Origin of the sequence: Pseudomonas sp. NPDC089407 (genome assembly GCF_044900445.1) — a bacterium.
GTDB lineage: Bacteria > Pseudomonadota > Gammaproteobacteria > Pseudomonadales > Pseudomonadaceae > Aquipseudomonas.
In genome coordinates this window covers 1-26,124 of the sequence record NZ_JBJDNB010000041.1, presented here as the reverse complement: position 1 = coordinate 26,124, position 26,124 = coordinate 1, and the positions used below count along the sequence as shown (strand labels likewise).

Genomic DNA, 26,124 nt, shown 5'->3' with positions numbered 1-26,124 from the left:
CCCCCGGAGAGCGCCATGTCCGCCGATCTCGAGCATATCCGTCAAGTCATGCGTGAAGCTGACTGCCTGTACACCGAAGCCGAAGTCGAAGCGGCCATCGCCAACGTCGGCGAGCAGATCTGCAAAGACCTGCACGACAAGAACCCGGTGGTGTTCTGCGTGATGAACGGCGGCCTGATCTTTGCCGGCAAACTGCTGACCCACCTGCAGTTCCCGCTGGAAGCGTCCTACCTGCATGCTACCCGCTACCGCAACCAGACCAGTGGCGGTGAGCTGTTCTGGAAGGCCAAGCCGGAAGTGTCGTTCATCGACCGTGACGTGCTGATCGTCGACGACATCCTTGACGAAGGCCACACCCTCAGCGCCATCATCGAGTTCTGCAAGCATGCCGGCGCGCGCTCGGTGCACACTGCCGTACTGATCGACAAGGACCATGACCGCAAGGCCAGCCCGGACCTCAAGGCCAACTACGCAGGCCTGCCTTGCGTCGACCGCTACATCTTCGGTTACGGCATGGACTACAAAGGCTACTGGCGCAACGCCAACGGCATCTTTGCCGTCAAGGGGTTGTGACCATGCGCCAGCCTGCGTTCATCGACCAATCGCTGTTCGCCGGGCTGGCCGAAAAGGCTGCTGCCAACCCGCGTGGGCGGCAGCACCACAATTTCCATGAAATGGAAGAGCCCTGCCACCGCATGGCGGTCGGGCTGCAGCCGAGCACCTACATCCCGCCGCACCGCCACCTGAACGATGACAAGGCCGAAGCACTGATCGTACTCAAGGGCCGCCTTGGCCTGCTGATCTTCGATGAACAGGGCGCGGTGACCGACAAGCGGGTGCTGCAGGCCGGTGGTGAATGTTTGGGGGTCGACTTGGCGCCGGGCACCTACCATGGCCTGGTGGTGCTGGAGCCGAACAGCATCTTGTTCGAGTGCAAGGCCGGCCCGTACCGGCCAGTGGGCGAGGGCGAACATGCACACTGGGCGCCGCGTGAAGGCGAAGCCGGCGTGGCCGAATATCAGGCCTGGATGCTCGCGCAGTTCGATTGATCTTGCCTGTACTGGCCCCATCGCCGGCAAGCCAGCTCCCACAAGAATAGCGCCGAACCTGTGGGAGCTGGCTTGCCTGCGATGAGGCCGGTACAGCCCAGATACAGCGTGCTAGAGTGCCCCTTCATACAAGGAGCCTCACATGCGTGCGATTCTTCCCCTCCTGCTGGCCGTCAGCCTGCCACTCGCCGCCGCCCCGCTGCATAGCCAGTTTCTGCCGCCCGACGATCAATCGCTGCGCCAGGAAGCGCCGACCAGCCAGCAACTGCTGCAAGTGACCGACTATTCGGTGGTTGTTGGCGCCCAGCGTCAGTCCGACCAGCAACCGATCCCGATCACGTCGTCGCTGCAGGTGCGGCTCAAAGGCAAACCGCTGAGCAAGGGCGCGACCATTGCGCAGGTGCTGCTGACCTTTGACGGCGAAGCCGCCAAGAGCCTGAAGAAGCCCGTATACGACGAGAAGGCCCGTACCCTGAGCCTGAATTACCCGCTCAGCGATTACCGGGTGATCATGGACCTGCTGCGTAACGAAACCCTGTATGTACAGTTTCTTACCTACAGCAACGGCCACATCTGGGCCGACCTGCACACCGGCACCGTACGTACGCGTTGAGGCGCGCGGCCTGCGGGGGGTAAACTGCCGGCCTTCGAAATTCCGTGATGGTCCAGTTGGAGTCGGCAATGCGTAAAGACAAGAAACAGGTAATCGGTGACGAAATCAGCGACGACTACATCAAGTCGTTCCTTCAGTTCGAGCCGGCCGATGGCGTGACTTCGCCGTCGTTGCACAAGCTGGTCAAAGCCTACCGCGGCCTGCGCGTCGACGACTTCGAGCGCTTTGTCGGCTTCTTCGTCGAAGCGGGCCTGGACCTGGATGGCAAGGACGAGCACGGCAAGACCTTTGTCGAGCAGATTGCTGACCAGCGTAATGCGCCTGAGTATGTCGAGATCATTGCTAACGCCCGTGGCTGATTTGTTAGCCTGTTCCGGCCTCTTCGCGGCTAAAGCCGCTCCTACAACGGACGCATTCCCTGTAGGAGCGTGTTTACCCGCGAAGGGGCCGGCACAGGCTGACAAAGATCCAGGCATAAAAAACGCCCCGAGGGGTAATGCCAGTCAGTTAAGACTGCCGGGGCTGCTGTGCAGCCCATCGCCGGCAAGCCAGCTCCCACACCGACCGCATCGGATTCAAGCCATGCGCCATATCTGTGGGAGCCTGGCTTGCCGGCGATGGGCCGCAACGCGGCCCCAAATTGCTTAACTGACCGGCATTACCCCGAGGGGCGTTTTTTCATTACTGGCCAGTTCAGGCGTAATGCTTGGCCGCCGGGCTGCTTTCTGCCAGGTCCAGCGCCACGTCGTTGTCGGCACTGATCTTGTGGTACAGGGCCGCATCGGTCGCCAGGGTCTTCTCGCGTGCCGGGAAGATTTCCTTGAGCTTGGCAGCCCAGGCTCCCTTGGCCTGCTCAGGGAAGCAGCGCTCGATCAGTTCCAGCATGATCGACACGGTCACCGAAGCACCCGGTGAAGCGCCGAGCAGCGCAGCCAGGCTGCCGTCCTGGGCCGAGACCAGCTCGGTACCGAACTGCAGCACGCCGCCTTTCTTCGGGTCTTTCTTGATGATCTGCACGCGTTGACCGGCCACTTCCAGGCGCCAGTCTTCGGCCTTGGCCTGTGGGTAGAAGCGCCGCAGCGCTTCCAGCCGTTGCTCCATCGACTGCATCACTTCGCTGACCAGGTACTTGGTCAGGTCCATGTTGTCGCGGGCCACGGCCAGCATCGGGCCGATGTTGCCCATGCGCACCGACAGTGGCAGGTCCATCAGCGAACCGTGTTTGAGGAACTTGGTGGTGAAGCCGGCATACGGGCCGAACAGCAGCGAGGTCTTGCCGTCCACGACGCGGGTGTCCAGGTGCGGCACCGACATCGGTGGGGCACCCACTGCGGCTTGGCTGTAGACCTTGGCTTGGTGCTGCTTGACGATTTCCGGGTTGTCACAACGCAGCCACTGGCCGCTGACCGGGAAGCCGCCGAAGCCCTTGCTTTCCGGGATGCCGGACAATTGCAGCAGCGGCAGGGCCGCGCCACCAGCGCCGAGGAATACGAAGCGAGCGTCGACTTCACGGCTACCGCCGCTGTTGACGTCCTTGATACTCACGGTCCAGCCGCTGCCGTTACGGCGCAGGCCGACGACCTTCTTGCTGTACTTGACCTGCGCGTCCGGCGAGTCGCCCAGCAGCTTCAGCAGTTTGTTGGTCAGGGCGCCGAAGTTGACGTCGGTGCCCTTGGCCACGCGGGTGGCGGCAATGTGCTGGTCAGCCGGACGGCCAGGCATCATCAGCGGCATCCAGTCGTTCATCACCGCCTTGTCTTCGGTGTATTCCATGTCGGCGAAGGCGTGGTGCTGCTTGAGCAGCTCGAAGCGCTTCTTGAGGAAGGAAACACCCTTGTCACCTTCGACGTAGCTCAGGTGCGGGACAGGGTTGATGAACGCACGCGCCGAGCCGAAATTGCCCTTCTTGCTCAGGTAGGCCCAGAACTGGCGCGAAACCTCGAACTGGGTGTTGATGTGCACGGCCTTCTTGATGTCGATGCTGCCATCGGCGGCCTGCGGCGTGTAGTTCAGCTCGCACAGGCCGGCGTGGCCGGTACCTGCGTTGTTCCAAGGGTTGGAGCTTTCCGCGGCTCCGGAGTCCATCGCCTCGACGACCTCAAGCTTCAGGGTCGGGTCAAGCTCCTTGAGCAGTACGGCCAGGGTGGCACTCATGATGCCCGCGCCTACCAGTACTACATCAACCGATTCGTTCTGCGCCATTTAACGCGTCTCCACAATCTACAGCTACCTAATTGACAGCATAGGACCTGGGTTCGCCAGGGTCGCCATGTCCGACTTTTCGCAGTTCTTGCAACTTCCGCGGACACCGCCAACCAGTCTTCGGGTTCGGGTATTGAACGCCGTTTGCCACGGGTGCGGCAATTCGACTTATGGTCAAGGTGTCGTGCGTGCGTTATGGAACGGTTCAGACACTCATACGGGATGAGCGCATTTGCCGCCTGTTCAGGGCTGTTCGGGACACATCTGCCGCTTTTGCACATGCCAGACTGTTCATTTGCTCGCCACACTCTTGTGAAGTTGTGAAAACCGTTTTTTCACGCTCTTTTGGAGACGTGAACCTCAAAAGGGGACTGCGCGATGGCAACCCGCAGGTTCATGCAGTGTGAAGGGCCGGAAAAGCAGGCACGACAGCCGATGCAAGACCTGAGTGGAAGGCTCTCTGTGGGCGAAGCGGTGAAGTTGCCGGGGTCAATCGGCGAATGCGGGGCCCGATCAGGAGACGTCCTTATAATCGGGGGGAGATTATAGCGATGTCGCGGGCAGAAATGTCGCCATTCGTGGTTTTTATTGCAGCGTTTGTCAGGCTGCGAGGATGCGCTGGTGCCAGCGGCGGCTTGCGCGGGCGCAAACCCGGGCGCTGGCGGGCAGTTCGCGACCCAGCCAGGCCAGCTGGATTTCGTCGATCTGCACCCAGCCGCTACCGCTTGGCGCCTGGCTGCATTGCTTGAACGCCAGGCATTTGCCTTCGCCATCAAGGCGGGCATAGGCGTTGTGGCGCGGGCGTTGGAAGAGCAGAGTCCAGAGCGAGGCCATGGCGACGAGTCCTTTGCGTTAGGGCTTGGCGCAAGGATAAGGGCATGGCCATGAAACGATTGTGACAGCGAGCTTGAAGCTGCAAGCTGCAAGCAAATGCCTGCTGCCCGCGCGATCTGCTTTTTCTTGCCGCTTGCCGCTTGCCGCTTACAGCTTGCCGCTAGGTATACTGTGGGCCTTTGCCGCATTTTCTGGAGAAACGCGCATGTTGCAACGTCTGTTGTTCGGTTTGCTTGCCGTGGCCAGCCTCAGCCTGGTCGGTTGTGCCCACAGCCCGCAACAACTCAACCCGCAACCCACCCTCAAGGCCCAGCTCGCCCCGGTTGGTCATGGCCAGCCTGTGGTCGTCCGGGTAGTTGACGGTCGTCCTTCGCAGTCGCTGGGCACTCGCGGTGGCATGTACCCCGAAACCAGCACCATCAGCGTCAGCGGTAACGACATCGTGCCCAAGCTGCAGGCCCAGGCTGAAGCCGCCGTGCGCCTGCTCGGCTTCACCCCGACGCCGAACGCCGGCAACGCCCCGCAGCTGACCGTGACCCTGGCCGAGCTGAAGTACCAGTCGCCGAAAGACAACCTGTACGTGACCGAGGCGACCATCGGCGCAACCTTCCGCGCCGACGTCACCAACGGCGGCCGCAGCTACAACGGTCGTTACGGCGCTTCGCTGGACCAGCGTTTCGGCATGGCGCCGAACCAGGACACCAACACCCAGCTGGTGGGTGATGTGCTGAGCGATGCGCTGACCCGCCTGTTCAAAGACCCGACCATTGGTCAGGTGCTGGGGCAGTAAGCCTTAGGCTGGATAAAGAAAACCCGCTACCTGTATTCAGGTTGCGGGTTTTTTTTTGCCTGTGACGGCCTCTTCGCGGGTGAACCCGCTCCCACAGGTACTAAAGGGCCAGTGGGGCTCACGCTGCTTCTATATGGAAATCCAGCAAACTGAAGCCAGTCCCTGCATCCACCTCCGGCAAATCCTCATGCACATGCCCACCCAGTGCACAGTAAACCAGCCACTGGCGGTCCTGCACATTGATGGCAAAACCATCGATCAGCGCCTGTTGTTCATCGCTCTGGGCAACGAGATAGAGGCGGTCCTGGTTTTCGGCGTGCAGCATGAACGAGCTCCGGGTCATGAAAAGGCCGACAGGGTGGCCTGTTCAGATGACGAGCGAATGACAGATGAAATTTAATGACAGTTTGTCGCCAAGGCCGGGCGCCAGGGGGCGACTTGGGTAGAATGCGGGCCTTTGCCGTCGCTTACACCGAGGTTGCGTAATGTCCTTGCAAGTGCTCTGGGGGTTCCTGGCCGCCCATCCCACCAAGCTGATCAACCTGCTGGCGCTGCTGCTGACCTGCCCAGGCGGGTTGCTGCTGCACAGCGCACGGCGGCGTGAGGCCGAAACCCGCGAGAGCCTGGCGCTGGAGGAAGGGGTGGTGGACGCGTTCGATTTGCGGGTGCCCAAGTACTTTTACATTCTCGGGTTTGCTTGCCTGGCGATGGCGCTGCTGCTTTCCTGGTTCAGCACTTGGCTTTGAGATTTTGGGGCCGCTTCGCGCCCCATCGCGACGCAAGGCCGCTCCTACAAGGGATCGCGGTCTCCCTGTAGGAGCGGCCTTGCGTCGCGATGGGCTGCAAAGCAGCCCCAAAATCCATCAGGCAACCGGCGCCTGCTGCCTGACCTGATACTGGTTGCGCACCGGCGTCGCATACTGCAACACCAGGTACGGCCGCTGCTCCTCAGGGCAGGCATCCAGCCGGCGCTGCCATTCTTCCTTGGCCTTGGCCAATTCATCCGCCGGGAACACCTGCTCGGCACCCGGCACCTGCAGGGCCTCGTCCTTGCCTTCCCACATGGCATAGGCCAGATAGTGCACCGGGAACAGCCGGTAGCCCCCCAGAATCTGCCGGTCGATTTCCACTGCCAGTTGCTTGGTGTCCTCGTAATACTCGGTCACCGGTGGGGCGAAGTTGATGTGCACCCGGCCCTTGTAGCCGGTAATGCCTTTGGCAATGCTGTTGTCATCCTCGCCTGGCGCCTTCTGGTAGCTGCCGGTGGTGGCGCGTATGTACAGCTCGCGGGCCTTGGCCTGGTCGCACGGGTCGTACTCGTAGCTGATCGACACCGGGGTCAGGTTCAGGCTCTGGATCACTGCGCCGAACGCCTCGTCCTTGCGGCTCATGTGGAACATCTTGAGGATCGCCGAGTCGGTGCGGTCGTCACCGTCCTTGGCGCGGCCTTCGGCCTGGGCAATCCAGATCGAGGTGGCATCGTTGCGGATCGAATGGTTGATGTAGGCCGAGAGCAACTGGTAGGCGGCCAGCTTCTCGCGACGCCCGCTGATCGAACGGTGCACGATGAAGCTCTTGTTCAGGCGCATCATGTCGCTGACAAACGGCTTTTGCAGCAGGTTGTCGCCAATTGCGATGCGCGGCGTGGGCAGGCCGGCGTGGTACACCGCGTAATTGACGAAGGCCGGGTCCATGACGATATCGCGGTGGTTGGCCAGGAACAGGTAAGCGGTACCGGCCTTCAGTTGCTCCACACCCGAATAGGTGACGCCGTCGGTGGCGCGATCAATGGTCTGGTCGACGTAATACTCGACTTTGTCCTGCAAGGTGGAAACGCAGGTAACACCGGCGAATTCCTTGCGCAGGCGGCGGGCGATCAGCGGTTTGAGCAGCCAGCCAAGAGCACCGGCGGCACGTGGGAAGCGAAAGTGGGTGAGGATATCGAGGAATGCCGGGTCGCTGAGCAGGCGTGCCAGAACGGCAGGGACCTCAGCGTCGTCGTACGGTCGGATGGCATCGAATTCGCCCATCATGCTCTCTTGTTGGAAACGGCTAGGGTAATAGGTAGGGGCAGGCTCCGAAAAACGGCTCGGACGCACACAGGCCCTGTAATCAGACCGGCAATTATACGCATAAGTCACCCTGGAGGCCGCGATGCTGGAATCTGCGATCTACGATTGCCCTTATTGTGGCGAAGAAGTCGAAACTACGGTGGACTTGTCTGGCGGCGATCAGGAGTACATCGAGGACTGCCAGGTGTGCTGCAAGCCTATCCGCTTCGTGCTGCAGGTACATGGCGAGGAATGGATGCTGGATGTCTATGGCGAGAACGACTGATGCGACGGATCTACGAACCGGAAAACCTGCTCGAAGCCGAAATGCTGATGGGCATGCTGGCCAGTGAGGGCATTGACGTGCAACTGGTGGGCCGTGACCTGATGGGCGGCGTGGGCGAGCTGCCCATGCAGGGCCTGCTCGGGCTTGCCGTGGTGGATGAACAGGCCGAGTACGCACGGCAGCTGATCGATGCGTACAATGATGCCCAGCCACTGGTTGGCGACGAACCGGAGAGTTTCCCCGGTACCTTGATCTGCTAGGTTCTGAATTCCCCCATGTGTGGACGTTACGCCCTGTTTCGCTGGCCCCCGGCCCTTGCCAATCTGCCGGGTTTTCCGGTCGGCCAGCCGGCCCAATGGAATATCTCGCCCGGTGCTTCGGTGCTGATCCAGCGCCAGCTCGACGGCCAGCAGCAACTGGCCAAGGCCCGCTGGGGGCTGACGCCGGCCTGGCTCACCGACCTTTCCCGCACGCCCGCCCATGCCCGTGCCGAAACCCTGGCCGAGCAGCCAATGTTCCGTGACGCGTTTCGCCAGCGCCGCTGCCTGATGCCGGCCAACGGCTTTTACGAGTGGCGCGGCAATGTGCGCAAACGCCCGTATTGGCTGACCCCGGGGGAGGGCGCGTCGCTGTACTTTGCCGCGGTGTGGGAGGCCTACCCGGTTCAGGACCAGGTGTGGCTGAGTTGCGCGGTGGTGACCCAGGCGGCGATGAACCAGCGCCGGCCATTGATACTGGACGAAGCAGGGCAAGCGGCCTGGCTGGACCCGGACACACCGGTTACCCGCTTGCATGAAATGCTGGCCAGCCCGCCGGCGCAGTTGCGCGAGCGGGCCTTGGCGAATTTCGTCAATGATCCGAAGCTGGATGCGCCGGAGTGCCTGACGCCGGCTTGATGGGGTGGCTGTGGCAGAGTTGCCCCTGTGGGAGCGGGTTTGCCCGCGAAGAGGCCGGCCCAGGCAACGAAAATCTTCCCTGCGGCTATGGCGGCCCCCGGCGACTCGGCCTAGGATACGGCGCATGTAAAAAGGGAGTGTTTTCATGCGTAAGTCTTTTGTCGTCAGCCTGTTGAGTGCTGGCATCCTGCTAGCCGGCTGCCAGGCGGTGAACACCACCAGCGGCGGTGCTGTCGGCGTCGAGCGCCAGCAGTACATGTTCAGCATGCTCTCGACCGATGAGGTCAACCAGATGTACGCCCAGTCGTACCAGCAGACTTTGGGTGAGGCTTCGAGCAAGGGTGTGCTCGACAAGTCCAGCGCCGATGCCAAGCGTGTGCAAGCCATCGCCAGCCGCCTGATCGCCCAGGCGCCCAAGTTCCGACCGGATGCCGCGCAGTGGAACTGGGAAGTCAACGTGATCAAAAGCGATGAGCTCAACGCCAACTGCGGCCCAGGTGGCAAGATCATCGTCTACACCGGCCTGATCGATCAGCTCAAGCTCACCGATGCAGAAATTGCCGCGGTGGTAGGGCACGAAATTGCCCACGCCCTGCGTGAGCACAGCCGTGAAGCCATGTCCAAGGCCTACGGCGTGGAAATGGCCCGCCAGGGCGCCGGTGCCATCTTCGGCCTCGGCCAGAGCAGCATGGCCATGGCTGACACCGTGGTGAACTACGCCATGACCCTGCCCAACAGCCGCGCCAACGAGAACGAAGCCGACCTGATTGGCCTGGAGCTGTCGGCGCGTGCCGGCTACGACCCGAATGCCGCGATCACCTTGTGGAACAAGATGAGCAAGGCGTCCGAAGGGGCTCCGCCCGAGTTCATGAGTACCCACCCGGCGTCGGCCAGCCGCATTGCATCGCTGCAGGCGGCCATTCCGAAAGTGATGCCGCTGTATCAGGCTGCTGCCAAGCAGTAATTGCTTGAATTTTGGGGCCGCTTTGCGGCCCATCGCGACGCAAGGCCGCTCCTACAGGGGATCGCGTTCCCTTGTAGGAGCGGCCTTGTGTCGCGATGGGCTGCGCAGCAGCCCCGCTTCTTGCCCGTTACCCCACCCAGCCACTGGCCTTCATCGCCGAATAAACGGCCACGATCGCCAGCACGAAGAACGCCGTGGCCGCCAGGCGACGAATCAGCGTCAGCGGCAGTTTGTCCGCCGCAAAGTTACCCGCCAGCACCACCGGCACGTTGGCAATCAGCATGCCCAGGGTGGTCCCGATAATGACCATGATCAGGTGCGGATATTGCGCTGCCAGCATCACCGTGGCGACCTGGGTCTTGTCACCGATTTCAGCCAGGAAAAACGCAATCAGCGTGGTCAGGAACGGCCCGAAGCGGCGTGCCGGGTTTTCGTCGTCGTCCATCTTGTCCGGTACCAGGGTCCACAGCGCGGTGGCGGTGAAGCTCGCGGCCAGGATCCAGTGCAGTGCCGAATCACTGAAGAAGCTGCCGAACCACGCGCCCACGGCACCGGCTGCGGCATGGTTGGCCAGGGTGGCGGCGATGATGCCGGCGATGATCGGCCACGGCTTGCGGAAGCGGGCAGCGAGAATGAGCGCGAGCAGTTGCGTCTTGTCGCCGATTTCGGCAAGGGCAACGATTGCGGTGGGGACCAACAGAGATTCCAGCATCAGGGTTCCTACGGGGGCGGGTCGACACGGCTATGACACGTACAGCCTCCCCGCCCCGGGTAAGGTGTGCGTGTCATAGGTCTTGTCAAACCCGGGATCCGTCTCTGCGGATCTCGCCATGCAGGCTGGCATGGTGGGTCGCACGCGCCATGGTCTGTGGACCAAGTATGTTGACGCGTACCGGGCGAGCTGGGTGCTCGCGGGAGACTACTCCCCTAGGACGGTGCGGATTCTGCCTAGCCGAAACGCTTTCGGCAAGCGGTGTTTTTATCCGCGTGTTGCCTGGTAGATACGGAAACCGTCAGCCTCGTCGCGGACCTGGCAGTTGCCCAGCGCCGCTTCCAGCAGCGGCCGGTAACGCAGGAAGCTGTTGGCAACCAAGCGGATTTCGCCACCTTTTCGTAGATGAATTGCAGAATTTTTCAGCAAAGTTTCCGATGCCTGGTAATGGGTATGTACGCCGGTATGGAACGGTGGGTTGCTTAGAATTACGCTCAAATCGGCAGGCGCCGCGTCAATGCCGTCACCGATGATTACCTCGCCCTCCAGGCCGTTGGCCGCCAATGTCAGGCGGCTGGCCGCTGCGGCGAAGGCATCCACGTCCAGCAGCGTTACCTGGCTTTGGGGATAACGGCGCTTGACCGTGGCGCCCAACACCCCGGCACCGCAGCCAAAGTCCAGCACGTGCCCGCTGGGCAGGCCATCGAGGTGCTTGAGCAGCAGGGCAGTACCCCGGTCGAGGCGGCCATGGCTGAACACGCCGGGCAGGCTGACCACTTGCAGCGGGCCATCTTCCAGGGCCAGTTCGAAGCGCTCTGCCAGGCTTTCCAGTGGTTTCGCCTGCGGTGCCTGGTGAATGGTCACCTGCCACAGCTGGCAGTGTCGGGCACTGTCGAGCTTGCGTGGTTTGCCAAAGGCCTGCAGCTGTTTGGCTGCACCTTCGATGCCGCCGCGCTTCTCACCGACCAGGTACAGCTCGCGGCCTGCCAGGCGCGAGGCCAGGGCATTGAGCAGGTAGGCGGCCAATTCACGGGACTTGGGCAAAAACAGCACGGCGCTATCGAAAGCCACCTGAGGGGCTTCGACGCCGAAATGGCTGCGGCCGGCGAAGCGGCTGTCGAGCATGGCCTGGTCGCCGGCATGCCAGGTCCAGGCCTGGGCCTGGGGCAACTGGCCGAGCAAGTCGTCGGCGGGGGCGCCGGCGAGCAGCAGCGGCCCCTGGAACAGTTCTGCCTGGCGGAGCAACACTTCACTGCGCGGGTCCATGGACGACGCCTCCTGGAAAAAAGTGGCGCAGTGTAGCAGAGGCAGGCGCCGGGCTCAGCTGACGACGCGGCGGGGCTGACCGGCGAAGAAGGCCAGGGCGTTCTCGCTGAGCTGGCCGACGATACGCTGACGCGACTCCACCGCACCCCAGGCGCTGTGCGGGGTAATGACCAGGCGCGGGATGCCGGGTTCGAGCAGCGGGTTGCCGTTGACTGGCGGCTCCACGCTTAATACATCGGTGGCGGCGCCGCCCAGGTGGCCGCTGCGCAGGGCGTCGGCCAGCGCCTGTTCGTCGATCAGGCCACCACGCGCGGTGTTGACCACCAGCGCATTGGGCTTGAGCAGGGCCAGTTCGCGGGCACCGAGCATGTGCCGGGTGTGCTCGTTCAGCGGGCAGTGCAGGGTCAGGGCGTCGACTTGCGGCAGCAGCTCGTCCAGTGGCAGCCGGTCGGCGCGCTCCGGGCGGCCAGGGATCTGCCCGCTCAGCACGCGCATGCCGAAAGCTTCGGCCAGCCGCGCCACTGCGCCGCCCAGCTCACCGTGGCCGAGCAGGCCGAGGGTCTTGCCTTCCAGCTCGACGATGGGGAAGTCCAGCAGGCAGAACTGGCTGGCCTTTGCCCACTGGCCATCGGCAACTGCCTGGTTGTAGTCGCACAGCCGGGTGGCCAGGGCCAGCAGCAGGGCGAGGGTGTGCTGGGCGACGGACGGCGTGCCATAGCCTTGGCAATTGCACACGGTGATGCCCTGGGCGCGTGCGGCTGCCAGGTCGACATTGTTGGTACCGGTGGCGGCCACCAGGATCAATTTCAGTTGCGGGTTGGCGGCCAGGGTTGCGGCGTCGAGCATGACCTTGTTGCTGACCACTGCCACCGCGCCGTGCAGACGTTCGGCGACCTGCTCGGGGCGGGTGGCGGCGAACAGCTCGAATTCGTCGAACTGCTGCTGCAGGGGCGAGAGGTCGAGGTCGCCAAGGTCCAGGGACTGGTGATCGAGAAACACGGCGCGACGCGGGCTGGGCATGAAGTTCTCCGGTGCAGGGTGTGGGGTATCGGTGTTACGGCCATTCGCGGGTACTGCACAATTTTCATGGGCATTGAAGACCCTGTGGGAGCGGGTTTACCCGCGAATAGGCCCTCAGCTTCAACTCATGACAGAAGCTGTCGCCGCAGTGTCTAGCTCAACCTTGCCGCCCGTCAACGCCCGCCGCTCATACCTTCGCCAGGCAAATCATTCCTTTGGCTGATTTGGCCGTCACATTCACCCACTACAGTAATCCCCAGACTTGTCCGGCCCGCTTTTCAGAAAAGGGATACCCATGCTGCAGACCCGCATCATCAAGCCCGCCGAGGGCGCCTACGCCTACCCCCTGCTGATCAAACGCCTGCTGATGTCCGGCAGCCGCTATGAAAAGACCCGCGAAATCGTCTACCGCGACCAGTTGCGGCTGACCTACCCACAGCTCAACGAGCGCATCGCCCGCCTGGCCAATGTGCTGACCGAGGCCGGGGTCAAGGCCGGTGACACCGTGGCGGTGATGGACTGGGACAGCCACCGCTACCTGGAATGCATGTTCGCCATCCCGATGATCGGCGCCGTGGTGCACACCATCAACGTGCGCCTGTCGCCCGAGCAGATCCTCTACACCATGAACCACGCCGAAGACCGCATGGTGCTGGTCAATAGCGACTTCGTCGGCCTCTACCAGGCCATCGCCGGGCAATTGACCACGGTCGACAAAACGTTGCTGCTGACCGACGGCCCCGACAAGGCTGCCGACCTGCCCAACCTGGTTGGCGAGTACGAGCATCTGCTGGCTGCCGCCAGCCCGCATTACGACTTCCCGGACTTCGACGAGAACTCGGTCGCCACCACCTTTTACACCACTGGCACCACCGGCAACCCCAAAGGTGTGTACTTCACCCACCGGCAACTGGTACTGCACACCCTCGCTGAAGCCTCGGTCACCGGCAGTATCGACAGCGTGCGCCTGCTGGGTAGCAACGATGTGTACATGCCGATCACGCCGATGTTCCACGTGCATGCCTGGGGTATTCCGTATGCCGCCACCATGCTCGGCATGAAGCAGGTGTACCCCGGTCGCTACGAGCCGGACATGCTGGTCAGGCTGTGGCGCGAAGAGAAGGTCACCTTCTCCCATTGCGTGCCGACCATCCTGCAGATGCTGCTCAACTGCCCGAACGCCCAGGGCCAGGACTTCGGCGGCTGGAAGATCATCATCGGCGGCAGCTCGCTGAACCGATCGCTATACCAGGCTGCCCTGGCGCGCGGTATTCAACTCACCGCCGCGTATGGCATGTCCGAGACCTGCCCGCTGATATCCGCCGCCCACCTGAACGACGAACTGCAGGCCGGTAGCGAAGATGAACGGGTCACCTACCGCATTAAGGCCGGTGTACCGGTGCCGCTGGTCGAGGCGGCCATTGTCGACGGTGACGGCAAGTTCCTGCCCGCCGATGGCGAAACCCAGGGCGAACTGGTACTGCGTGCGCCATGGCTGACCATGGGCTACTTCAAAGAGCCGGAAAAGAGCGAGGAGCTGTGGCAGGGCGGCTGGCTGCATACCGGTGATGTCGCCACGCTCGATAACATGGGTTACATCGACATCCGCGACCGCATCAAGGACGTGATCAAGACCGGTGGCGAGTGGATTTCCTCACTCGACCTGGAAGACCTGGTCAGCCGCCACCCGGCCGTGCGCGAAGTGGCGGTGGTGGGGGTGGCCGACCCGCAGTGGGGCGAGCGGCCGTTTGCCTTGTTGGTGGTGCGCGACGGCCAGGTCATCGATGCCAAGGCACTGAAGGACCACCTCAAGCCGTTCGTCGAACAAGGGCATATCAACAAATGGGCGATTCCCAGCCAGATCGCCGTTGTTACTGAAATTCCCAAGACCAGTGTCGGCAAGCTCGACAAGAAGCGCATTCGCCAGGACATCGTCCAGTGGCAGGCCAGCAACAGCGCCTTCCTTTCCACGCTGTAACCGCCCTGCGGGTCGCGTATCTCAAGACGCGACCCGCAGGCTAGAGGGGCCGGCGCCTTGCCAAATGGCAAAAATACGCCATCCTTGAGCACTGCCAACGCGCAAATGCAGCATCTTTACACCGAGTTGGCGGCACGGAGCGCAAATCACACTTTAGAGGGATCAAGCGCCTGTGCCTTGCTGGCTATAGTCGGGGCCAGGGGATTTTCAGGAATGGGGGAGGGCGTCACGCGCAAGCCGTGTCGCCGCAGGTGCAAGCCTGCAAACCGGTCGCTCGGGCCGTTCTTGAAAGGACTCACTGCCATAACAATAAAGTACATGGAGTAGCGTCGATGAAATCTGCAAACCTGTTCTGGCGCCGGGCCAAGTTGCCCCTGGCCGTTAGCCTTGCTTCCACGCTCGCAAGTCCTGCTTTCGCTGTCAGTTTCAACATCGGTGAAATCGAAGGCCAGTTCGACTCGTCGCTCTCCATTGGCGCCAGCTGGTCGACCGCCAACCCCAACAAGAACCTGATCGGGGTGAACAACGGCGGCAAGGGCCTGTCGCAGACTTCCGACGATGGCCACCTGAACTTCAAGAAGGGCGAAACCTTCTCCAAGATCTTCAAGGGCATCCATGACCTGGAGCTGAAGTACGGCGATACCGGCGTGTTCGTGCGCGGCAAGTACTGGTACGACTTCGAGCTGAAGGACGAAGGCCGCGAGTTCAAGGACATCAGCGACTCCAACCGCAAGGAAGGCGCCAAGTCTTCCGGCGCCGAGCTGCTCGACGCCTTCGTCTACCACAACTACTCGATTGGCGATCAGCCCGGCTCGGTGCGCTTTGGCAAGCAGGTGGTGAGCTGGGGTGAAAGTACCTTCATCGGCGGCGGCATCAACTCGATCAACCCCATCGACGTGTCGGCGTTCCGTCGCCCAGGGGCCGAGATCAAGGAAGGCCTGATCCCGGTCAACATGTTCTACGTCTCGCAGAGCCTGACCGACAACCTGTCGGCCGAGGCCTTCTACCAGCTTGAGTGGGACCAGACGGTTGTCGACAACTGCGGCACCTTCTTCTCGCAGCCGGACATCATTGCCGACGGTTGCACCGACAACCTGCGCGTGCTCAACAGCAGCCGTACGGTACCGGGTGCGGCCCAGCAGTTCCTCGCCACCCGGGGCGTGAACATCAACGAAGAAGGCGTCATGGTGCGCCGTGGCGCCGACCGCGATGCACGCGACAGCGGGCAATTCGGTGTGGCCATGCGCTACATGTTCGAGCCGTTGGACACCGAGTTCGGTGCCTACTTCATGAACTACCACAGCCGGGCGCCGATCTTCAGCGCTACAGGGGCTGCGCCTTCGGTGTTCGCCGGGCTGAGTGCCCTGCCTGCGCAACTGCGCGCATTGGCGCCGCTGATCGTGGCGGGTAACTCCGAGTACTTTGTCGAATACCCCGAGGATATTCGCCTCTACGGCTTGAGCTTCTCCACCACATTGCCTACCGGCACTGCCTGGAGTGGCGAGATCAGCTACCGCCCCAATGCACCCGTACAGCTCAACACCACCGATATCCTGTTTGCCGGGGTTCGTCCGATTGGCGGTGCCTTGAGCAATGCTTCGCTGCTGACCGGCACGCCGGGCCAGGACCTGCACGGCTACCGCCGCAAAGAGATCACCCAGTTCCAGACTACCCTGACGCACTTCTTCGATCAGGTAATGGGCGCCAGCCGCATGACCGTGGTGGGTGAGGTGGGCGTTACCCACGTCGGCGGCCTGGAGAACGCACACGACACCCGCTACGGCCGTGACCCGGTGTTCGGCCCTGGCCCGTTGCCTTCCACCGGCGGCGCAGATACCTGCCAGACACTCAACGCCAGCACCATTGCCGGCGCCGGTGCCGGTGCTTCGACCACCAACCTGAACCGCAAGTGCGAGAACGACGGCTACACCACCAGCACCTCGTGGGGCTACCGCGCCCGTGTCATCTGGGATTACAACGACGTGTTTGCCGGCATCAACCTCAAGCCGAGCGTGGCCTGGTCGCATGACGTGTCCGGCTACTCGCCAGGCCCTGGCGCCAACTTCGAGGAAGGCCGCAAGGCGGTCAGCCTGGGCCTGGACGCCGAGTACCAGAACACCTACACGGCGAGCCTGTCGTACACCAACTTCTTCGACGGCAAGTACAGCACCGTGGATGACCGCGACTTCGTCGCCCTCAGCTTCGGCGTGAACTTCTAAGCACACAGATCCAGGACGACACGACATGAACAAGACCAGAAGTCTGCTGCAAGCCGGTGTGCTGGGCCTGTCCCTGCTCGCGACCAGTGTCATGGCTGCAGTATCCGCCGACGAGGCGGCCAAGCTGGGCAGTACCCTGACCCCGATGGGCGCCGAAAAGGCCGGCAACGCCGATGGCTCAATCGGCCCGTGGGAGCCTCTGTCGAAAACCGCAGGCAGTGTCGACGGCAAGGGCTTCCTGTCCGACCCGTACGGCAGTGACAAGCCGCTGTTCACCATCACGGCGCAAAACGCCGAGCAGTACAAGGACAAGCTCTCGCCAGGCCAGCTGGCCATGCTCAAACGCTACCCGGACACCTACAAGATCCCGGTGTTCAAGACCCACCGCGGCTCCACGGCGCCTGCCGATGTGTTCGCCGCCATCAAGGAAAACGCCACCAAGACCACCCTGGTAGAGGGCGGCAACGGCCTGAACAACTTCCGCACGGCGGTGCCGTTCCCGATCCCGAAAACCGGCCTGGAAGTGATCTGGAACCACATTACCCGCTACCGCGGCGGCAGCGTCAGCCGCCTGGTGACCCAGGCCACGCCACAGCAGAACGGCTCTTTCAACCCGGTGTACTTCTCTGACCAGTTCGTCTTCCGCGACAAGATGAAGGACTACGACCCGAACAACCCGGGCAACATCCTGTTCTACTTCAAGCAGGAAGTGACCGCGCCTGCGCGCCTGGCCGGTACCGTGCTGCTGGTGCACGAAACCCTCGACCAGGTGAAGGAACCGCGCAAGGCTTGGATCTACAACGCTGGCCAGCGCCGTGTGCGCCAGGCGCCGCAGGTATCGTATGACGGCCCGGGCACCGCCGCCGACGGCCTGCGTACTTCGGACAACCTGGACATGTTCAACGGCGCGCCAGACCGCTATGACTGGAAGCTGGAAGGCAAGAAGGAGCTGTACATCGCGTCCAACGCCTTCAAACTCGATGACCCCAAGCTCAAGTACAGCGACATCATCAAGGCGGGGCACATCAACCAGGACCTGACCCGTTACGAACTGCGCCGCGTCTGGCACGTGGTTGCAACCCTGAAACTGGGCCAGCGGCACATCTACGCCAAGCGTGACTTCTACATCGACGAAGACACCTGGCAAGCTGCGGTAATCGACCAATACGACGGCCGTAACCAGCTGTGGCGCGTGTCCGAGGCCCACGCCCAGCCGTATTACAACAAAGAGGTTCCTTGGTACACCCTGGAAGCCATCTACGACCTGCAGTCGGGCCGTTATCTGGCACTGGGTATGAAAAACGAAGAGAAGAAAGCCTACGACTTCGGCTTCACTGCCAGCAAGGCCGACTTCCAGCCTGCAGCGTTGCGCCAGTCGGGTATTCGTTAAGCACTGCGCAGCCCAACAACGCCCCGGCTTGCCGGGGCTATTTTTTGGGGGCGTTTTAGAATGTATCAGGGCTGCCAGATGTTCGTCGTGACATGTTCGGCGCCTACCAAATCGAGCGCCGCCCGCGCGGCGCTTCGCGGGGCAAGCCCGCTCCCACAGTCTGTTTCGGGCCAATCATTCCTGTAAGGTCACCTCTATCCGCCTTGTTTGTTCCCTTCGATATTGAAGAAGGCGCCGTTGCTCTACATCAATCTCCAGCCATGCACCAAGGCGGGCACCGGTAATAGCACAGGAGAGATTGGCCCGAAACAGACTGTGGGAGCGGGCTTGCCCCGCGAAGCGCCGCGCGGGCGGCGCTCGATTTGTGCCCCACCTCCAAACCTGAGGCAGGCACTTCTGCGCCCCGAATAAACCCCCTGAATACCTCCCCAAACCCCCCGCCCCAGCGCCCGTCCATCAGCCAAGTTGCTTTTTGTCGCAGTCTTTTCCACGGCAATTGTGCCCATCATCTTCAAATGCGCAGCGTTACCGGCTAGTCTCGCAAACATCCATATCGCCGTAGTCTTCCACCCAGAACGAGCCGGCCATGACAGATCTGTCCCGTACGCATGGATTCGCGACCCAGGCCCTTGGCCTGTTGGACGGGCGTTTCTTCCGGCCGCCGCTACCGGACGGGCACGTGCCGCGGCTGCGCTTGTGCCAGCGCTTGCACGCCGGCCTTGGCGGGCGGTTGCTGCTGGTCAATGCCCCGGCAGGTTTCGGCAAGAGTTCCATGGCCATCGAGTTTTGCGAAGCACTGCCAGAGCACTGGCGCAGCCTGTGGCTGGGCCTGAGCCAGCGCGATGCCGACCCTGGGCGCTTCCTCGAGCGCTTGCTCGAGGGCCTGCAGCAGTACTGCCCAGCCTTGGGCGGCCAGGCCATGGGCCTGTTGAAAATGCGCCAGCGCCATCAGCCATTCGCCTTTGAAGAGTGGCTCGACGGCTTACTCGACGAGCTGACGCTGTACCTGCGTGCCGACACGCCCCTGCTGCTGGTGCTGGACGACTATCACCTTGCCCAAGGGCCGGTGCTCGACCGTTGCCTGCAGTTTTTCCTCAATCATTTACCCCCTGGCCTGGTGCTGCTGGTCACAAGTCGCACAAGGCCGGACTGGCACCTGGCACGGCTGCGCCTGTCGCGACAGCTGGTCGAGCTCAACGAACAGGATTTGCGCCTCACCGCCGAAGAATCGCTGGCGGTGATCGGTCGCCAGCCCACCGGGCTGCGTGGCCAGGCCCTGGACAATCTGATCCAGCGCAGCGACGGCTGGGTGGCCGGGCTGCGCTTCTGGCAACTGGCCGCCAGCGAGAGCACTGACGAGCAGGCCTTGCCCCAGGCGTTGCACGGGGGTGAAGGCCTGATCCGCGACTATCTGCTTGAAGAAGTCATCGACATGCTGCCCGCCGACGTCCAGGCCTTTTTGTACGAAACCGCCTGCCAGGAGCGCTTCTGCGCCCCGCTGTGCGATGCCGTGCGCGGTCGCCATGACAGCGCCTCGATCCTGCGCTTCCTGCAGGCGCACCAGGTGTTCCTGGTGCCGCTGGACGAGCATGGCCACTGGTTCCGCTATCATCATCTGTTCTCCGACTTGCTGCGCAGCCGCCAGGCCAGTGAGCCGCTGGCGGCCCTGCACCTGCGTGCCTGCCGCTGGTTCGAGCGCCAGGGCCTGCTGGATGAAGCGGTGGAGCAGGCGCTGCGTGCCGGCCATCTCGATGTGGCCGCCGACCTGGTACAGAGTCTGTCCGAGGAACAGTTACTGGCCGAGCAGAATGTCGGCATGCTGTTGCGCTGGAAGATGGACTTGCCTGACAGCCTGCTGATCAGCACGCCGCGGCTGATCGTGCTGTACAGCTGGGCGCTGGGCCTGGCGTGTCAGTTGGATGCGGCCGAAGAACTGGCGGGCTACCTCAGCCGCTTCCTGCCCGCACCCTCGGCGACCGCGCAAAAGTCCATGCTCGCCCAGTGGCTGGCGCTGAGCGGGGTCATCGCCCGGGGCCGTGGAGACCGCGAGCGCACCCTGGCCTATTGCGGTGAAGCGCTACAGAGCCTGCCCGGCAAGCGCTATGGCCAGCGCCTGGTGTGTTTGTCGACGCTTTCCAACCTGGCCATTGCCGATGGCGACTTCTGGCGCGCCCGTGGCTGGAACCGTGAGGCGCTGGAGCTGGCCCAGCGGGTCGGCAACCCGTTGTTCGAAGCATTGGCCCATTACGACCGGGCACGTGTACTGCACGCCCGTGGCGAGGTATTGCGCGCATTGGACGAAGTGCGTCAGGGCCTGCAGCGCCTGCAAGGGCTATCGGCGCAGCGGCTGTATGCGGTACGTGCACGCCTGACGCTGTATGAAGGCTACCTGCTGGTCTCGCGCCTGCAACCGGCCCAGGGCCGTGCGCGCTTGCGTGCAGGGCTGGGCGAAGCGCGTGCCTGCCGGGATATCAGTGTGCTTATCGGCCATTGCGTGATTGCCACGCTCGATGGCCGGGAAGGGCACTTTGCCGAAGCGTTTGCCGAGCTGGCCGAGGCAGAACGGCTGATGCACATCTGGGACGTGCCCCCGGTCTATTACCTGGCCATGATCACCCTGGTCAAATGCGAACTGTGGTTGGCCCAGGGCCGCATCGACCTGGCAGAGTCCTGGTTGCTGCGCTTGGGCCAGGCCTATGGCGGCGAGCAGCCGGCGGCGGCGCCAGAATTCCACCCGCTGCTGCCGCTGCACATCGCTTTGCAGCAGGCACTGCTCGAACGCATCCAGTTGCATGGCGACGCCGCCGTGCAGCGCCTGTCCGGCCTGGTCGAGCGTGGCCGTGCCAGTGGCGGTATGATGCTCACGGTCAACGCCCTGTGCCAGTGGCTTGCGCTGTTGCTGCACGAAGGCCGGGAAGGGCAGGCTGCGCAGTTGCTGCCGGGTTTGCTGGAGGCTGCGGCGGGCGGCGTGCTGCAGCCGTTCCAGCCGCTGCTGGAGCAATACCCTCAGTGGCTTCACGATCAACTGCAGGCAGGTGCTGCCAGCCCGGTTCAGGCCGAACTGCTCAGGCGCCTGCCGCCGCTGCCAAGCGCCAGCATGGGCAGCGGCGAGGCGCTGAGTGGCCGCGAACTGGCGGTGCTGGAACTGATTGCCCAAGGCTGCTCCAACCAGCAGATCAGCGAGCGCCTGTTCATTTCGCTGCACACGGTGAAAACCCACGCCAGTCATATCAACAGCAAACTGGGGGTGGAGCGGCGTACCCAGGCGGTGGCCAAAGCCAAATCCCTGGGGCTGCTGGCATGAGGCTGGCCCTGCCGTTCCTGGCCCGTTAAAGTAATGGCCTGAGGCCATGGTTTGTGGCCGATAATGCTCTACCCTCATCTTTCCCGACCAGCTGCCGATACAGCGATCGGTGGCATCGCCTCGCGCGATTTTTCAATCATTCCAAGGCAGGTCGTGTTGATGCTGCAGTACGGGCAAAAGAGCTTTTTGATCGTCGACGACTTTACCGACTTTCGCACGTCGACCCGTTCGATGTTGCGCGAGCTGGGTGTGCGTGACGTCGACACCGCTGACAGCGGCGAGCAGGCGCTGCGCATGTGCGCGCAGAAACGCTATGACTTCATTCTGCAGGACTTCCACCTGGGCGACGGCAAGAAGAACGGCCAGCAAGTGCTCGAAGACCTGATCATCGACAAGCACATCAGCCATGAGTGCGTGTTCATCATGGTCACTGCCGAGAGCAGCCAGGCCATTGTCCTCAGTGCCATCGAGCACGAGCCCGATGCCTACCTGACCAAACCGTTCAACCGGGTCGGGCTGGCCCAGCGTGTCGAAAAACTGTTCCAGCGCAAGACGCTGCTCAAGCCGATCCTGCAGGCCTTGGACCGTAACCGCCCGGCTGAAGTGCTGGCGGCATGCGCCGAGCTGTGCAAGCGGGACCCGCGCCTGGCACCGCTGTGCTTGCGCTATCGGGCCGATGCCTTGCGCAACCTCAACCGCTTTGACGAGCTGGAAAAATTCCTCAAGGCTATCCTGGCCAGCCGCCCGCAGCCGTGGGTGTATGCCGCACTGGGTGCGCTGATGCAAAAGCGCGGGCAAAATGCCCAGGCCCAGGGTGTGTACGAGCAGGCGTTGAAGGCGTTCCCGATCATGCCGAGCCTGTACGATGGCATGGCTGAAGTGCTGGTCGCCCAGGGTGAAACCAAGCGTGCGCAGAGCCTGCTTGAAGAGGCCGTACGCCTGTCGCCACTGTCGGTGCGCCGACAGTCGACGCTGGGCAAGCTGGCGCTGGAAAACCAGGATTTCGAGAGCGCCTCGAAAGCTTTCCGCCATGCAGTGAACCAAGGGCAGAGTTCGCGTTACAAGGACGCCGAGAACAACCTTGGCCTGGTGCAGGCGTTGATGAGCAAGAACGCAGGCTTTGGCCTGGACGCCCGTACCCGGGTCGAAATCAACACCACGCTCAGTGAAGTGGCCAAGGAAAACCCAGAGGACCAGGGTTTGCAGGTGCGTGCGCGAATGATGAAAGCCGCCAGCCTGCAGCAGGCTGGCGACCCGGAAACGGCGGCCAAGCTGACCGAGCAGGCGATCCAGCGCCTGGACAAGATGAACCAGTTCTTCTCGGTCGATTCGGCCCTGACCGTTGCCGCGCAGTTGCAGGCAATGGGCCAGGACGCCGCCGCCATCGGCGTACTGAAGAACTGTGTGGAAAGTTATGGCGATGACCCCAAGGTCATGGAGAAAGTGGGCAAGCTGACCGACGACCCCAGCGTGCTCAACGCCATTACCGAAGCGGTCACCCTCAATCGCCAGGGTGTGCGCAGTTACCAGGGAGGGCAGCTCGGCGAGGCGTTGCAACTGTTCCGCAAGGCATTGGGTTTACAGCCGAAGAACATCAGCATCGCCCTCAACACCGCCCAGGCGCTGCTGCGCATTGGCGGTGAAAACCCTCCGCCCGCGATCATGCAGGAGTGCCGCGACGCCTTGACCAGCGTGGCCGGTATCCCTGTCAGCGACAATCGCTATGACCGTTACCGCAAACTGCACATCCGAGTGTTCGGCGCATGACTCAAGACAATCTGGGGCTGGATTTTTCCACGGTGATCGCCTCCACCGTGCACGACCTGAAGAATACCCTGTCCGCGCTGATCCAGTCCCATGACCAGTGGGTACAGCGCTTGCCCGAGGAACTGCGCGGTGGCACCGAGCAAGGTGTGATGGAGCACGAGTTTCGCCACCTCAACGGCATGCTGGTGCAATTGTTGGGGCTGTACAAGCTGGGTGTGAACCAACTGCCGGTGTGCCCCGACTATCATGAACTGGACGACTTCATCGAGGCCCAATTGGCCGCGCATGAAGAAGTGCTAAAGCACAAGGACATCATTGCCACCTGGCGCATCGACACTGACAACCCGTTGGGCTTCTTCGACCGCGAACTGGTGGCTTCGGTCATCTCCAATGTGATCACCAATGCTACCCGCTTTGCCGCGCATGCCTTGTTGATTACCATCGAAGAGGCCGACAACCAGCTGGCCATTTGCGTCAACGATGACGGCCCGGGTTATCCACAGCGCATGCTCGAGCGCCAGGAGGAGTACATCCAGGGTATCGATTCAAACAGTGGCAGTACCGGCCTGGGGCTGTACTTTGCGGCACGGATTGCGGCGCTGCATGAAAGCGGCGGGGTGCGCGGGCGGATCGAAATTTCCAACGGTGGGGCGCTTGGGGGAGGGTTGTTCAGGTTGTTCCTGCCGTAAGAGCGTCGTGTGGTTTCGTAGGGTTGGGCTTGGTTGTTGTGTCGCCAACAAGACCGAGCGCCGCCCGCGCGGCGCTCGATCTCGCAGGCGCCAAACATCCCAAGGTGCAAACCCGGCGGCCCCACATTCGTCGCCGCCCTACAGAAGCCGCCCAAGTTGGCTTGTGGGTCTGCAATGTACCCCATAAGATCAAAGCAGTCCCTAACTGCCGGTGAATCAGATCATGCATTCAAATCAGAAGCGCTATATGGCACAGGCCGTGGCCAGATTCGAAGCTGAAGCCCTGCGTCTGGCCGGTCGGGTTTCCGCTAATCAACTGCGATTCTTGCTGGTAGCCAAAACCAAAGGAAAGGAGCTCGAACCAGCAGGCCCGCTGGCAGGTGTTCCCGACCCGCGCCGTTGATACCTTGGCAAGTTTCACCATTGTTATCGAGTTCACAATGACCCAAACCCCGCCCGCACTCATCCGCGAAACCTTCCCCGTAGGCCCCTTGCAGTGCAACTGCACCTTGATCGGCGACCCGCTGACCAGGAAGGCCATCGTCGTCGACCCGGGCGGTGACCCGGACAAGATCCTTGCCCGCCTGCAGGCACACGGCCTGACGCTGGTAAGCATCATCCACACCCACGCGCACTTCGACCACTTTCTCGCCTCGGGCAAGCTCAAGGAACTGACGGGCGCCACGCTGCACCTGCACAAGGACGACCAGGTGCTGTGGGACAACCTGCAAATGCAGTGCGAGACGTTCGGCGTTCCCTACACCCCGGTGCCGGCTCCCGATCGCTGGCTGGGCGACGACGAAGAACTGGCCTGCGGTTGCGGCGTGGCCTTGCATACACCGGGTCACACCCCAGGCTCCATGAGCTTCTGGTTTGCCGATGCCAAGCTGTTGATCGCTGGCGACACCTTGTTCCGTCGTGGTATCGGTCGCACCGATTTGTGGGGTGGCGACCAGCGGGCTATCGTGCGCTCCATCAAGGAGCGGCTGTACCGGCTGGACGAGCAAGCCATCGTGGTGACCGGCCACGGGCCTGATACCTGCCTGGGTGACGAAATGCGCGAAAACCCCTTCGTGCGGGCCTGATGGCACATGAAGGCACTTTCATGGAATTTTTCATTGCCGGCGTGTTCCAAGGCTGGCATAGATCCGTTTGTGATCTGCCGCATTCATGAATTCAGTAGGAGCTTGTCCATGTTCACCATGCGTCGTCTGATTATCGTCGCAACTGCCGCTGCCCTGATGACCGGCTGTGCCGGCCAGAACCCTTATGACAGCCAGGGTCAGGCACAGGGCTCCACGGGGATGAGCAAAACCGCCAAATACGGCGGCCTGGGTGCACTGGCTGGTGCTGTCGCCGGTGCTGCCATCGACCACAACAACCGTGGCAAGGGTGCACTGATCGGCGCCGCCGCAGTGGGTGCCGCAGCTGCCGGTTACGGCTACTACGCCGACAAGCAGGAAGCCGCCCTGCGTGCACAAATGGCCAACACCGGTGTGGAAGTACAGCGTCAGGGTGACCAGATCAAGCTGATCATGCCGGGCAACATCACCTTCGCTACCGACTCGGCCAACATTGCGCCGAGCTTCTACCAGCCGCTCAACAACCTGGCCGGTTCGTTCAAGCAGTTCAACCAGAACACCATCGAAGTGGTCGGTTTCACCGACAGCACCGGCAGCCGCCAGCACAACATGGACCTGTCCCAGCGCCGTGCACAGGCAGTCAGCACCTACCTGACTTCGCAGGGTGTGGACGCCTCGCGCCTGTCGGTACGTGGCATGGGCCCGGACCAGCCGATCGCCAGCAATGCCGATGCCAATGGCCGTGCGCAGAACCGCCGTGTGGAAGTGAACCTGAAACCTATTCCAGGTCAGCAGTATGACCAGCAGCAGGGCCAGGTTCAGCAGTATCCCTGATTGACCGCCAGGGCCGCACAGCGGCCCAGCGCCGGCAAGCCGGCTCCTACAGGCCCTGCACAAGCCCCATGAACTGTGCAAGTCCCTGTGGGAGATCACCCAGCCCTTCCGGGCTGCGCTGTCTCGCAGAGAACAATGGCCATTGTGGGAGCGGGCTTGTCCCGCGAAGAAGGCAACC

Annotated in this window: 26 protein-coding genes and 1 riboswitch; of the genes, 19 read left to right on the top strand and 7 right to left on the bottom strand. The window is 62.5% G+C overall.

Annotated elements, in window-relative coordinates; all coding sequences use genetic code 11:
- The first annotated feature begins 15 nt into the window (after positions 1-15).
- From ACI2KG_RS25115 to ACI2KG_RS25100, 4 genes are all read left to right on the top strand, one after another.
- Entirely contained in the window at positions 16-573 is a 558-nt protein-coding gene (locus ACI2KG_RS25115; protein WP_404663698.1) for a hypoxanthine-guanine phosphoribosyltransferase, read from the top strand.
- Positions 574-575: 2 nt separating this feature from the next.
- Entirely contained in the window at positions 576-1,049 is a 474-nt protein-coding gene (locus ACI2KG_RS25110; RefSeq protein ID WP_404663697.1) for a WbuC family cupin fold metalloprotein, read from the top strand.
- Between the two features lie 142 nt (positions 1,050-1,191).
- On the top strand, positions 1,192-1,662 hold the full coding sequence (locus tag ACI2KG_RS25105) for a hypothetical protein (RefSeq protein ID WP_400619089.1): 471 nt from the start codon (positions 1,192-1,194) through the stop codon (positions 1,660-1,662).
- A gap of 68 nt (positions 1,663-1,730) precedes the next feature.
- Positions 1,731-2,021 carry a PA4642 family protein gene (locus tag ACI2KG_RS25100; protein WP_201207385.1) on the top strand — a complete coding sequence of 97 codons (291 nt, stop codon included), beginning with the start codon at positions 1,731-1,733 and terminating at the stop codon, positions 2,019-2,021.
- Between the two features lie 334 nt (positions 2,022-2,355).
- On the opposite strand, the gene mqo is transcribed toward ACI2KG_RS25100, so the two are convergent.
- Both mqo and ACI2KG_RS25090 read right to left on the bottom strand, forming a co-directional pair.
- Positions 2,356-3,864 (bottom strand): malate dehydrogenase (quinone), encoded by a 1,509-nt coding sequence (gene mqo, locus ACI2KG_RS25095; RefSeq protein WP_201207384.1) that lies wholly within the window; start codon positions 3,862-3,864, stop codon positions 2,356-2,358.
- A gap of 600 nt (positions 3,865-4,464) precedes the next feature.
- Complete coding sequence (locus ACI2KG_RS25090) at positions 4,465-4,698, bottom strand: hypothetical protein (protein ID WP_201207383.1); 234 nt, start codon at positions 4,696-4,698, stop codon at positions 4,465-4,467.
- 205 nt (positions 4,699-4,903) lie between these two features.
- On the opposite strand from ACI2KG_RS25090, the gene ACI2KG_RS25085 reads away from it, so the two are divergent.
- A complete protein-coding gene (locus ACI2KG_RS25085; protein WP_201207382.1) occupies positions 4,904-5,488 on the top strand; it encodes a YajG family lipoprotein in 585 nt (194 codons plus the stop codon).
- A 118-nt stretch (positions 5,489-5,606) separates the two neighbouring features.
- On the opposite strand, the gene ACI2KG_RS25080 is transcribed toward ACI2KG_RS25085, so the two are convergent.
- Complete coding sequence (locus ACI2KG_RS25080; RefSeq protein WP_003247353.1) at positions 5,607-5,813, bottom strand: hypothetical protein; 207 nt, start codon at positions 5,811-5,813, stop codon at positions 5,607-5,609.
- 160 nt (positions 5,814-5,973) lie between these two features.
- Here ACI2KG_RS25080 and ACI2KG_RS25075 point away from each other — a divergent pair, with 160 nt between their 5' ends.
- Positions 5,974-6,234: a hypothetical protein gene (locus tag ACI2KG_RS25075; protein WP_404663696.1), complete on the top strand. Its 261-nt coding sequence runs from the start codon at positions 5,974-5,976 to the stop codon at positions 6,232-6,234.
- Positions 6,235-6,351: 117 nt separating this feature from the next.
- Here ACI2KG_RS25075 and ACI2KG_RS25070 read toward each other — a convergent pair whose 3' ends face one another.
- Complete coding sequence (locus ACI2KG_RS25070; RefSeq protein ID WP_404663695.1) at positions 6,352-7,518, bottom strand: 1-acyl-sn-glycerol-3-phosphate acyltransferase; 1,167 nt, start codon at positions 7,516-7,518, stop codon at positions 6,352-6,354.
- Between the two features lie 124 nt (positions 7,519-7,642).
- Between ACI2KG_RS25070 and ACI2KG_RS25065 the strand changes: the two genes are divergently transcribed.
- The 4 genes from ACI2KG_RS25065 to ACI2KG_RS25050 all read left to right on the top strand — a co-directional run bounded on the left by ACI2KG_RS25065 (position 7,643) and on the right by ACI2KG_RS25050 (position 9,685).
- Positions 7,643-7,825 carry a CPXCG motif-containing cysteine-rich protein gene (locus ACI2KG_RS25065; RefSeq protein ID WP_400619067.1) on the top strand — a complete coding sequence of 61 codons (183 nt, stop codon included), beginning with the start codon at positions 7,643-7,645 and terminating at the stop codon, positions 7,823-7,825.
- A complete protein-coding gene (locus ACI2KG_RS25060; protein ID WP_400619064.1) occupies positions 7,825-8,085 on the top strand; it encodes a DUF2007 domain-containing protein in 261 nt (86 codons plus the stop codon). The genes ACI2KG_RS25065 and ACI2KG_RS25060 overlap by 1 nt, the downstream gene beginning before the upstream one ends.
- A gap of 15 nt (positions 8,086-8,100) precedes the next feature.
- Entirely contained in the window at positions 8,101-8,721 is a 621-nt protein-coding gene (locus ACI2KG_RS25055; protein ID WP_404663694.1) for an SOS response-associated peptidase, read from the top strand.
- A 145-nt stretch (positions 8,722-8,866) separates the two neighbouring features.
- Complete coding sequence (locus ACI2KG_RS25050) at positions 8,867-9,685, top strand: M48 family metallopeptidase (protein ID WP_404663693.1); 819 nt, start codon at positions 8,867-8,869, stop codon at positions 9,683-9,685.
- A 127-nt stretch (positions 9,686-9,812) separates the two neighbouring features.
- Here ACI2KG_RS25050 and ACI2KG_RS25045 read toward each other — a convergent pair whose 3' ends face one another.
- From ACI2KG_RS25045 to ACI2KG_RS25035, 3 genes are all read right to left on the bottom strand, one after another.
- On the bottom strand, positions 9,813-10,397 hold the full coding sequence (locus ACI2KG_RS25045) for a TMEM165/GDT1 family protein (protein WP_016484894.1): 585 nt from the start codon (positions 10,395-10,397) through the stop codon (positions 9,813-9,815).
- An 88-nt stretch (positions 10,398-10,485) separates the two neighbouring features.
- A riboswitch (yybP-ykoY riboswitch) is annotated at positions 10,486-10,625 on the bottom strand.
- Positions 10,626-10,664: 39 nt separating this feature from the next.
- Positions 10,665-11,663, bottom strand: a complete 999-nt coding sequence (locus ACI2KG_RS25040; protein WP_404663692.1) for a methyltransferase — start codon at positions 11,661-11,663, stop codon at positions 10,665-10,667.
- A gap of 54 nt (positions 11,664-11,717) precedes the next feature.
- Complete coding sequence (locus ACI2KG_RS25035; RefSeq protein WP_404663691.1) at positions 11,718-12,683, bottom strand: 2-hydroxyacid dehydrogenase; 966 nt, start codon at positions 12,681-12,683, stop codon at positions 11,718-11,720.
- A 295-nt stretch (positions 12,684-12,978) separates the two neighbouring features.
- Here ACI2KG_RS25035 and ACI2KG_RS25030 point away from each other — a divergent pair, with 295 nt between their 5' ends.
- The 9 genes from ACI2KG_RS25030 (at position 12,979) to ACI2KG_RS24990 (ending at position 25,946) form a co-directional block, all read left to right on the top strand.
- Positions 12,979-14,661 carry a fatty acid--CoA ligase gene (locus tag ACI2KG_RS25030; RefSeq protein WP_404663690.1) on the top strand — a complete coding sequence of 561 codons (1,683 nt, stop codon included), beginning with the start codon at positions 12,979-12,981 and terminating at the stop codon, positions 14,659-14,661.
- Between the two features lie 332 nt (positions 14,662-14,993).
- Positions 14,994-16,880, top strand: a complete 1,887-nt coding sequence (locus ACI2KG_RS25025) for a DUF1302 domain-containing protein (RefSeq protein WP_404663689.1) — start codon at positions 14,994-14,996, stop codon at positions 16,878-16,880.
- Positions 16,881-16,905: 25 nt separating this feature from the next.
- Entirely contained in the window at positions 16,906-18,270 is a 1,365-nt protein-coding gene (locus ACI2KG_RS25020) for a DUF1329 domain-containing protein (protein WP_404663688.1), read from the top strand.
- Between the two features lie 586 nt (positions 18,271-18,856).
- The gene (locus tag ACI2KG_RS25015) at positions 18,857-21,574 is read left to right on the top strand and encodes a LuxR C-terminal-related transcriptional regulator (RefSeq protein WP_404663687.1); all 2,718 of its coding nucleotides are present in this window, start codon (positions 18,857-18,859) and stop codon (positions 21,572-21,574) included.
- Between the two features lie 159 nt (positions 21,575-21,733).
- Entirely contained in the window at positions 21,734-23,341 is a 1,608-nt protein-coding gene (locus ACI2KG_RS25010) for a response regulator (protein WP_400619040.1), read from the top strand.
- Positions 23,338-24,030: a sensor histidine kinase gene (locus ACI2KG_RS25005; RefSeq protein WP_404663686.1), complete on the top strand. Its 693-nt coding sequence runs from the start codon at positions 23,338-23,340 to the stop codon at positions 24,028-24,030. The genes ACI2KG_RS25010 and ACI2KG_RS25005 overlap by 4 nt, the downstream gene beginning before the upstream one ends.
- Positions 24,031-24,253: 223 nt before the next feature.
- A complete protein-coding gene (locus ACI2KG_RS25000; protein WP_404663685.1) occupies positions 24,254-24,433 on the top strand; it encodes a hypothetical protein in 180 nt (59 codons plus the stop codon).
- A 37-nt stretch (positions 24,434-24,470) separates the two neighbouring features.
- Entirely contained in the window at positions 24,471-25,115 is a 645-nt protein-coding gene (locus tag ACI2KG_RS24995) for an MBL fold metallo-hydrolase (RefSeq protein ID WP_404663684.1), read from the top strand.
- A 108-nt stretch (positions 25,116-25,223) separates the two neighbouring features.
- Positions 25,224-25,946 carry an OmpA family protein gene (locus tag ACI2KG_RS24990; RefSeq protein ID WP_400619026.1) on the top strand — a complete coding sequence of 241 codons (723 nt, stop codon included), beginning with the start codon at positions 25,224-25,226 and terminating at the stop codon, positions 25,944-25,946.
- Positions 25,947-26,124: the final 178 nt, after the last annotated feature.

What these genes read in the sequence shown, in the direction of transcription:
- ACI2KG_RS25070 (WP_404663695.1), bottom strand. Translation starts at nt 7,518, where the DNA reads ATGGGCGAATTCGATGCCATCCGACCGTACGACGACGCTGAGGTCCCT.
- ACI2KG_RS25020 (WP_404663688.1), top strand. Translation starts at nt 16,906, where the DNA reads ATGAACAAGACCAGAAGTCTGCTGCAAGCCGGTGTGCTGGGCCTGTCC.
- ACI2KG_RS25050 (WP_404663693.1), top strand. Translation starts at nt 8,867, where the DNA reads ATGCGTAAGTCTTTTGTCGTCAGCCTGTTGAGTGCTGGCATCCTGCTA.
- ACI2KG_RS25030 (WP_404663690.1), top strand. Translation starts at nt 12,979, where the DNA reads ATGCTGCAGACCCGCATCATCAAGCCCGCCGAGGGCGCCTACGCCTAC.
- mqo (WP_201207384.1), bottom strand. Translation starts at nt 3,864, where the DNA reads ATGGCGCAGAACGAATCGGTTGATGTAGTACTGGTAGGCGCGGGCATC.
- ACI2KG_RS25080 (WP_003247353.1), bottom strand. Translation starts at nt 5,813, where the DNA reads ATGCTGCACGCCGAAAACCAGGACCGCCTCTATCTCGTTGCCCAGAGC.
- ACI2KG_RS25110 (WP_404663697.1), top strand. Translation starts at nt 576, where the DNA reads ATGCGCCAGCCTGCGTTCATCGACCAATCGCTGTTCGCCGGGCTGGCC.
- ACI2KG_RS25015 (WP_404663687.1), top strand. Translation starts at nt 18,857, where the DNA reads ATGACAGATCTGTCCCGTACGCATGGATTCGCGACCCAGGCCCTTGGC.
- ACI2KG_RS25115 (WP_404663698.1), top strand. Translation starts at nt 16, where the DNA reads ATGTCCGCCGATCTCGAGCATATCCGTCAAGTCATGCGTGAAGCTGAC.
- ACI2KG_RS24990 (WP_400619026.1), top strand. Translation starts at nt 25,224, where the DNA reads ATGTTCACCATGCGTCGTCTGATTATCGTCGCAACTGCCGCTGCCCTG.
- ACI2KG_RS24995 (WP_404663684.1), top strand. Translation starts at nt 24,471, where the DNA reads ATGACCCAAACCCCGCCCGCACTCATCCGCGAAACCTTCCCCGTAGGC.
- ACI2KG_RS25035 (WP_404663691.1), bottom strand. Translation starts at nt 12,683, where the DNA reads ATGCCCAGCCCGCGTCGCGCCGTGTTTCTCGATCACCAGTCCCTGGAC.
- ACI2KG_RS25000 (WP_404663685.1), top strand. Translation starts at nt 24,254, where the DNA reads ATGCATTCAAATCAGAAGCGCTATATGGCACAGGCCGTGGCCAGATTC.
- ACI2KG_RS25060 (WP_400619064.1), top strand. Translation starts at nt 7,825, where the DNA reads ATGCGACGGATCTACGAACCGGAAAACCTGCTCGAAGCCGAAATGCTG.
- ACI2KG_RS25100 (WP_201207385.1), top strand. Translation starts at nt 1,731, where the DNA reads ATGCGTAAAGACAAGAAACAGGTAATCGGTGACGAAATCAGCGACGAC.
- ACI2KG_RS25010 (WP_400619040.1), top strand. Translation starts at nt 21,734, where the DNA reads ATGCTGCAGTACGGGCAAAAGAGCTTTTTGATCGTCGACGACTTTACC.
- ACI2KG_RS25040 (WP_404663692.1), bottom strand. Translation starts at nt 11,663, where the DNA reads ATGGACCCGCGCAGTGAAGTGTTGCTCCGCCAGGCAGAACTGTTCCAG.
- ACI2KG_RS25085 (WP_201207382.1), top strand. Translation starts at nt 4,904, where the DNA reads ATGTTGCAACGTCTGTTGTTCGGTTTGCTTGCCGTGGCCAGCCTCAGC.
- ACI2KG_RS25055 (WP_404663694.1), top strand. Translation starts at nt 8,101, where the DNA reads ATGTGTGGACGTTACGCCCTGTTTCGCTGGCCCCCGGCCCTTGCCAAT.
- ACI2KG_RS25045 (WP_016484894.1), bottom strand. Translation starts at nt 10,397, where the DNA reads ATGCTGGAATCTCTGTTGGTCCCCACCGCAATCGTTGCCCTTGCCGAA.
- ACI2KG_RS25065 (WP_400619067.1), top strand. Translation starts at nt 7,643, where the DNA reads ATGCTGGAATCTGCGATCTACGATTGCCCTTATTGTGGCGAAGAAGTC.
- ACI2KG_RS25025 (WP_404663689.1), top strand. Translation starts at nt 14,994, where the DNA reads ATGAAATCTGCAAACCTGTTCTGGCGCCGGGCCAAGTTGCCCCTGGCC.
- ACI2KG_RS25005 (WP_404663686.1), top strand. Translation starts at nt 23,338, where the DNA reads ATGACTCAAGACAATCTGGGGCTGGATTTTTCCACGGTGATCGCCTCC.
- ACI2KG_RS25105 (WP_400619089.1), top strand. Translation starts at nt 1,192, where the DNA reads ATGCGTGCGATTCTTCCCCTCCTGCTGGCCGTCAGCCTGCCACTCGCC.
- ACI2KG_RS25075 (WP_404663696.1), top strand. Translation starts at nt 5,974, where the DNA reads ATGTCCTTGCAAGTGCTCTGGGGGTTCCTGGCCGCCCATCCCACCAAG.
- ACI2KG_RS25090 (WP_201207383.1), bottom strand. Translation starts at nt 4,698, where the DNA reads ATGGCCTCGCTCTGGACTCTGCTCTTCCAACGCCCGCGCCACAACGCC.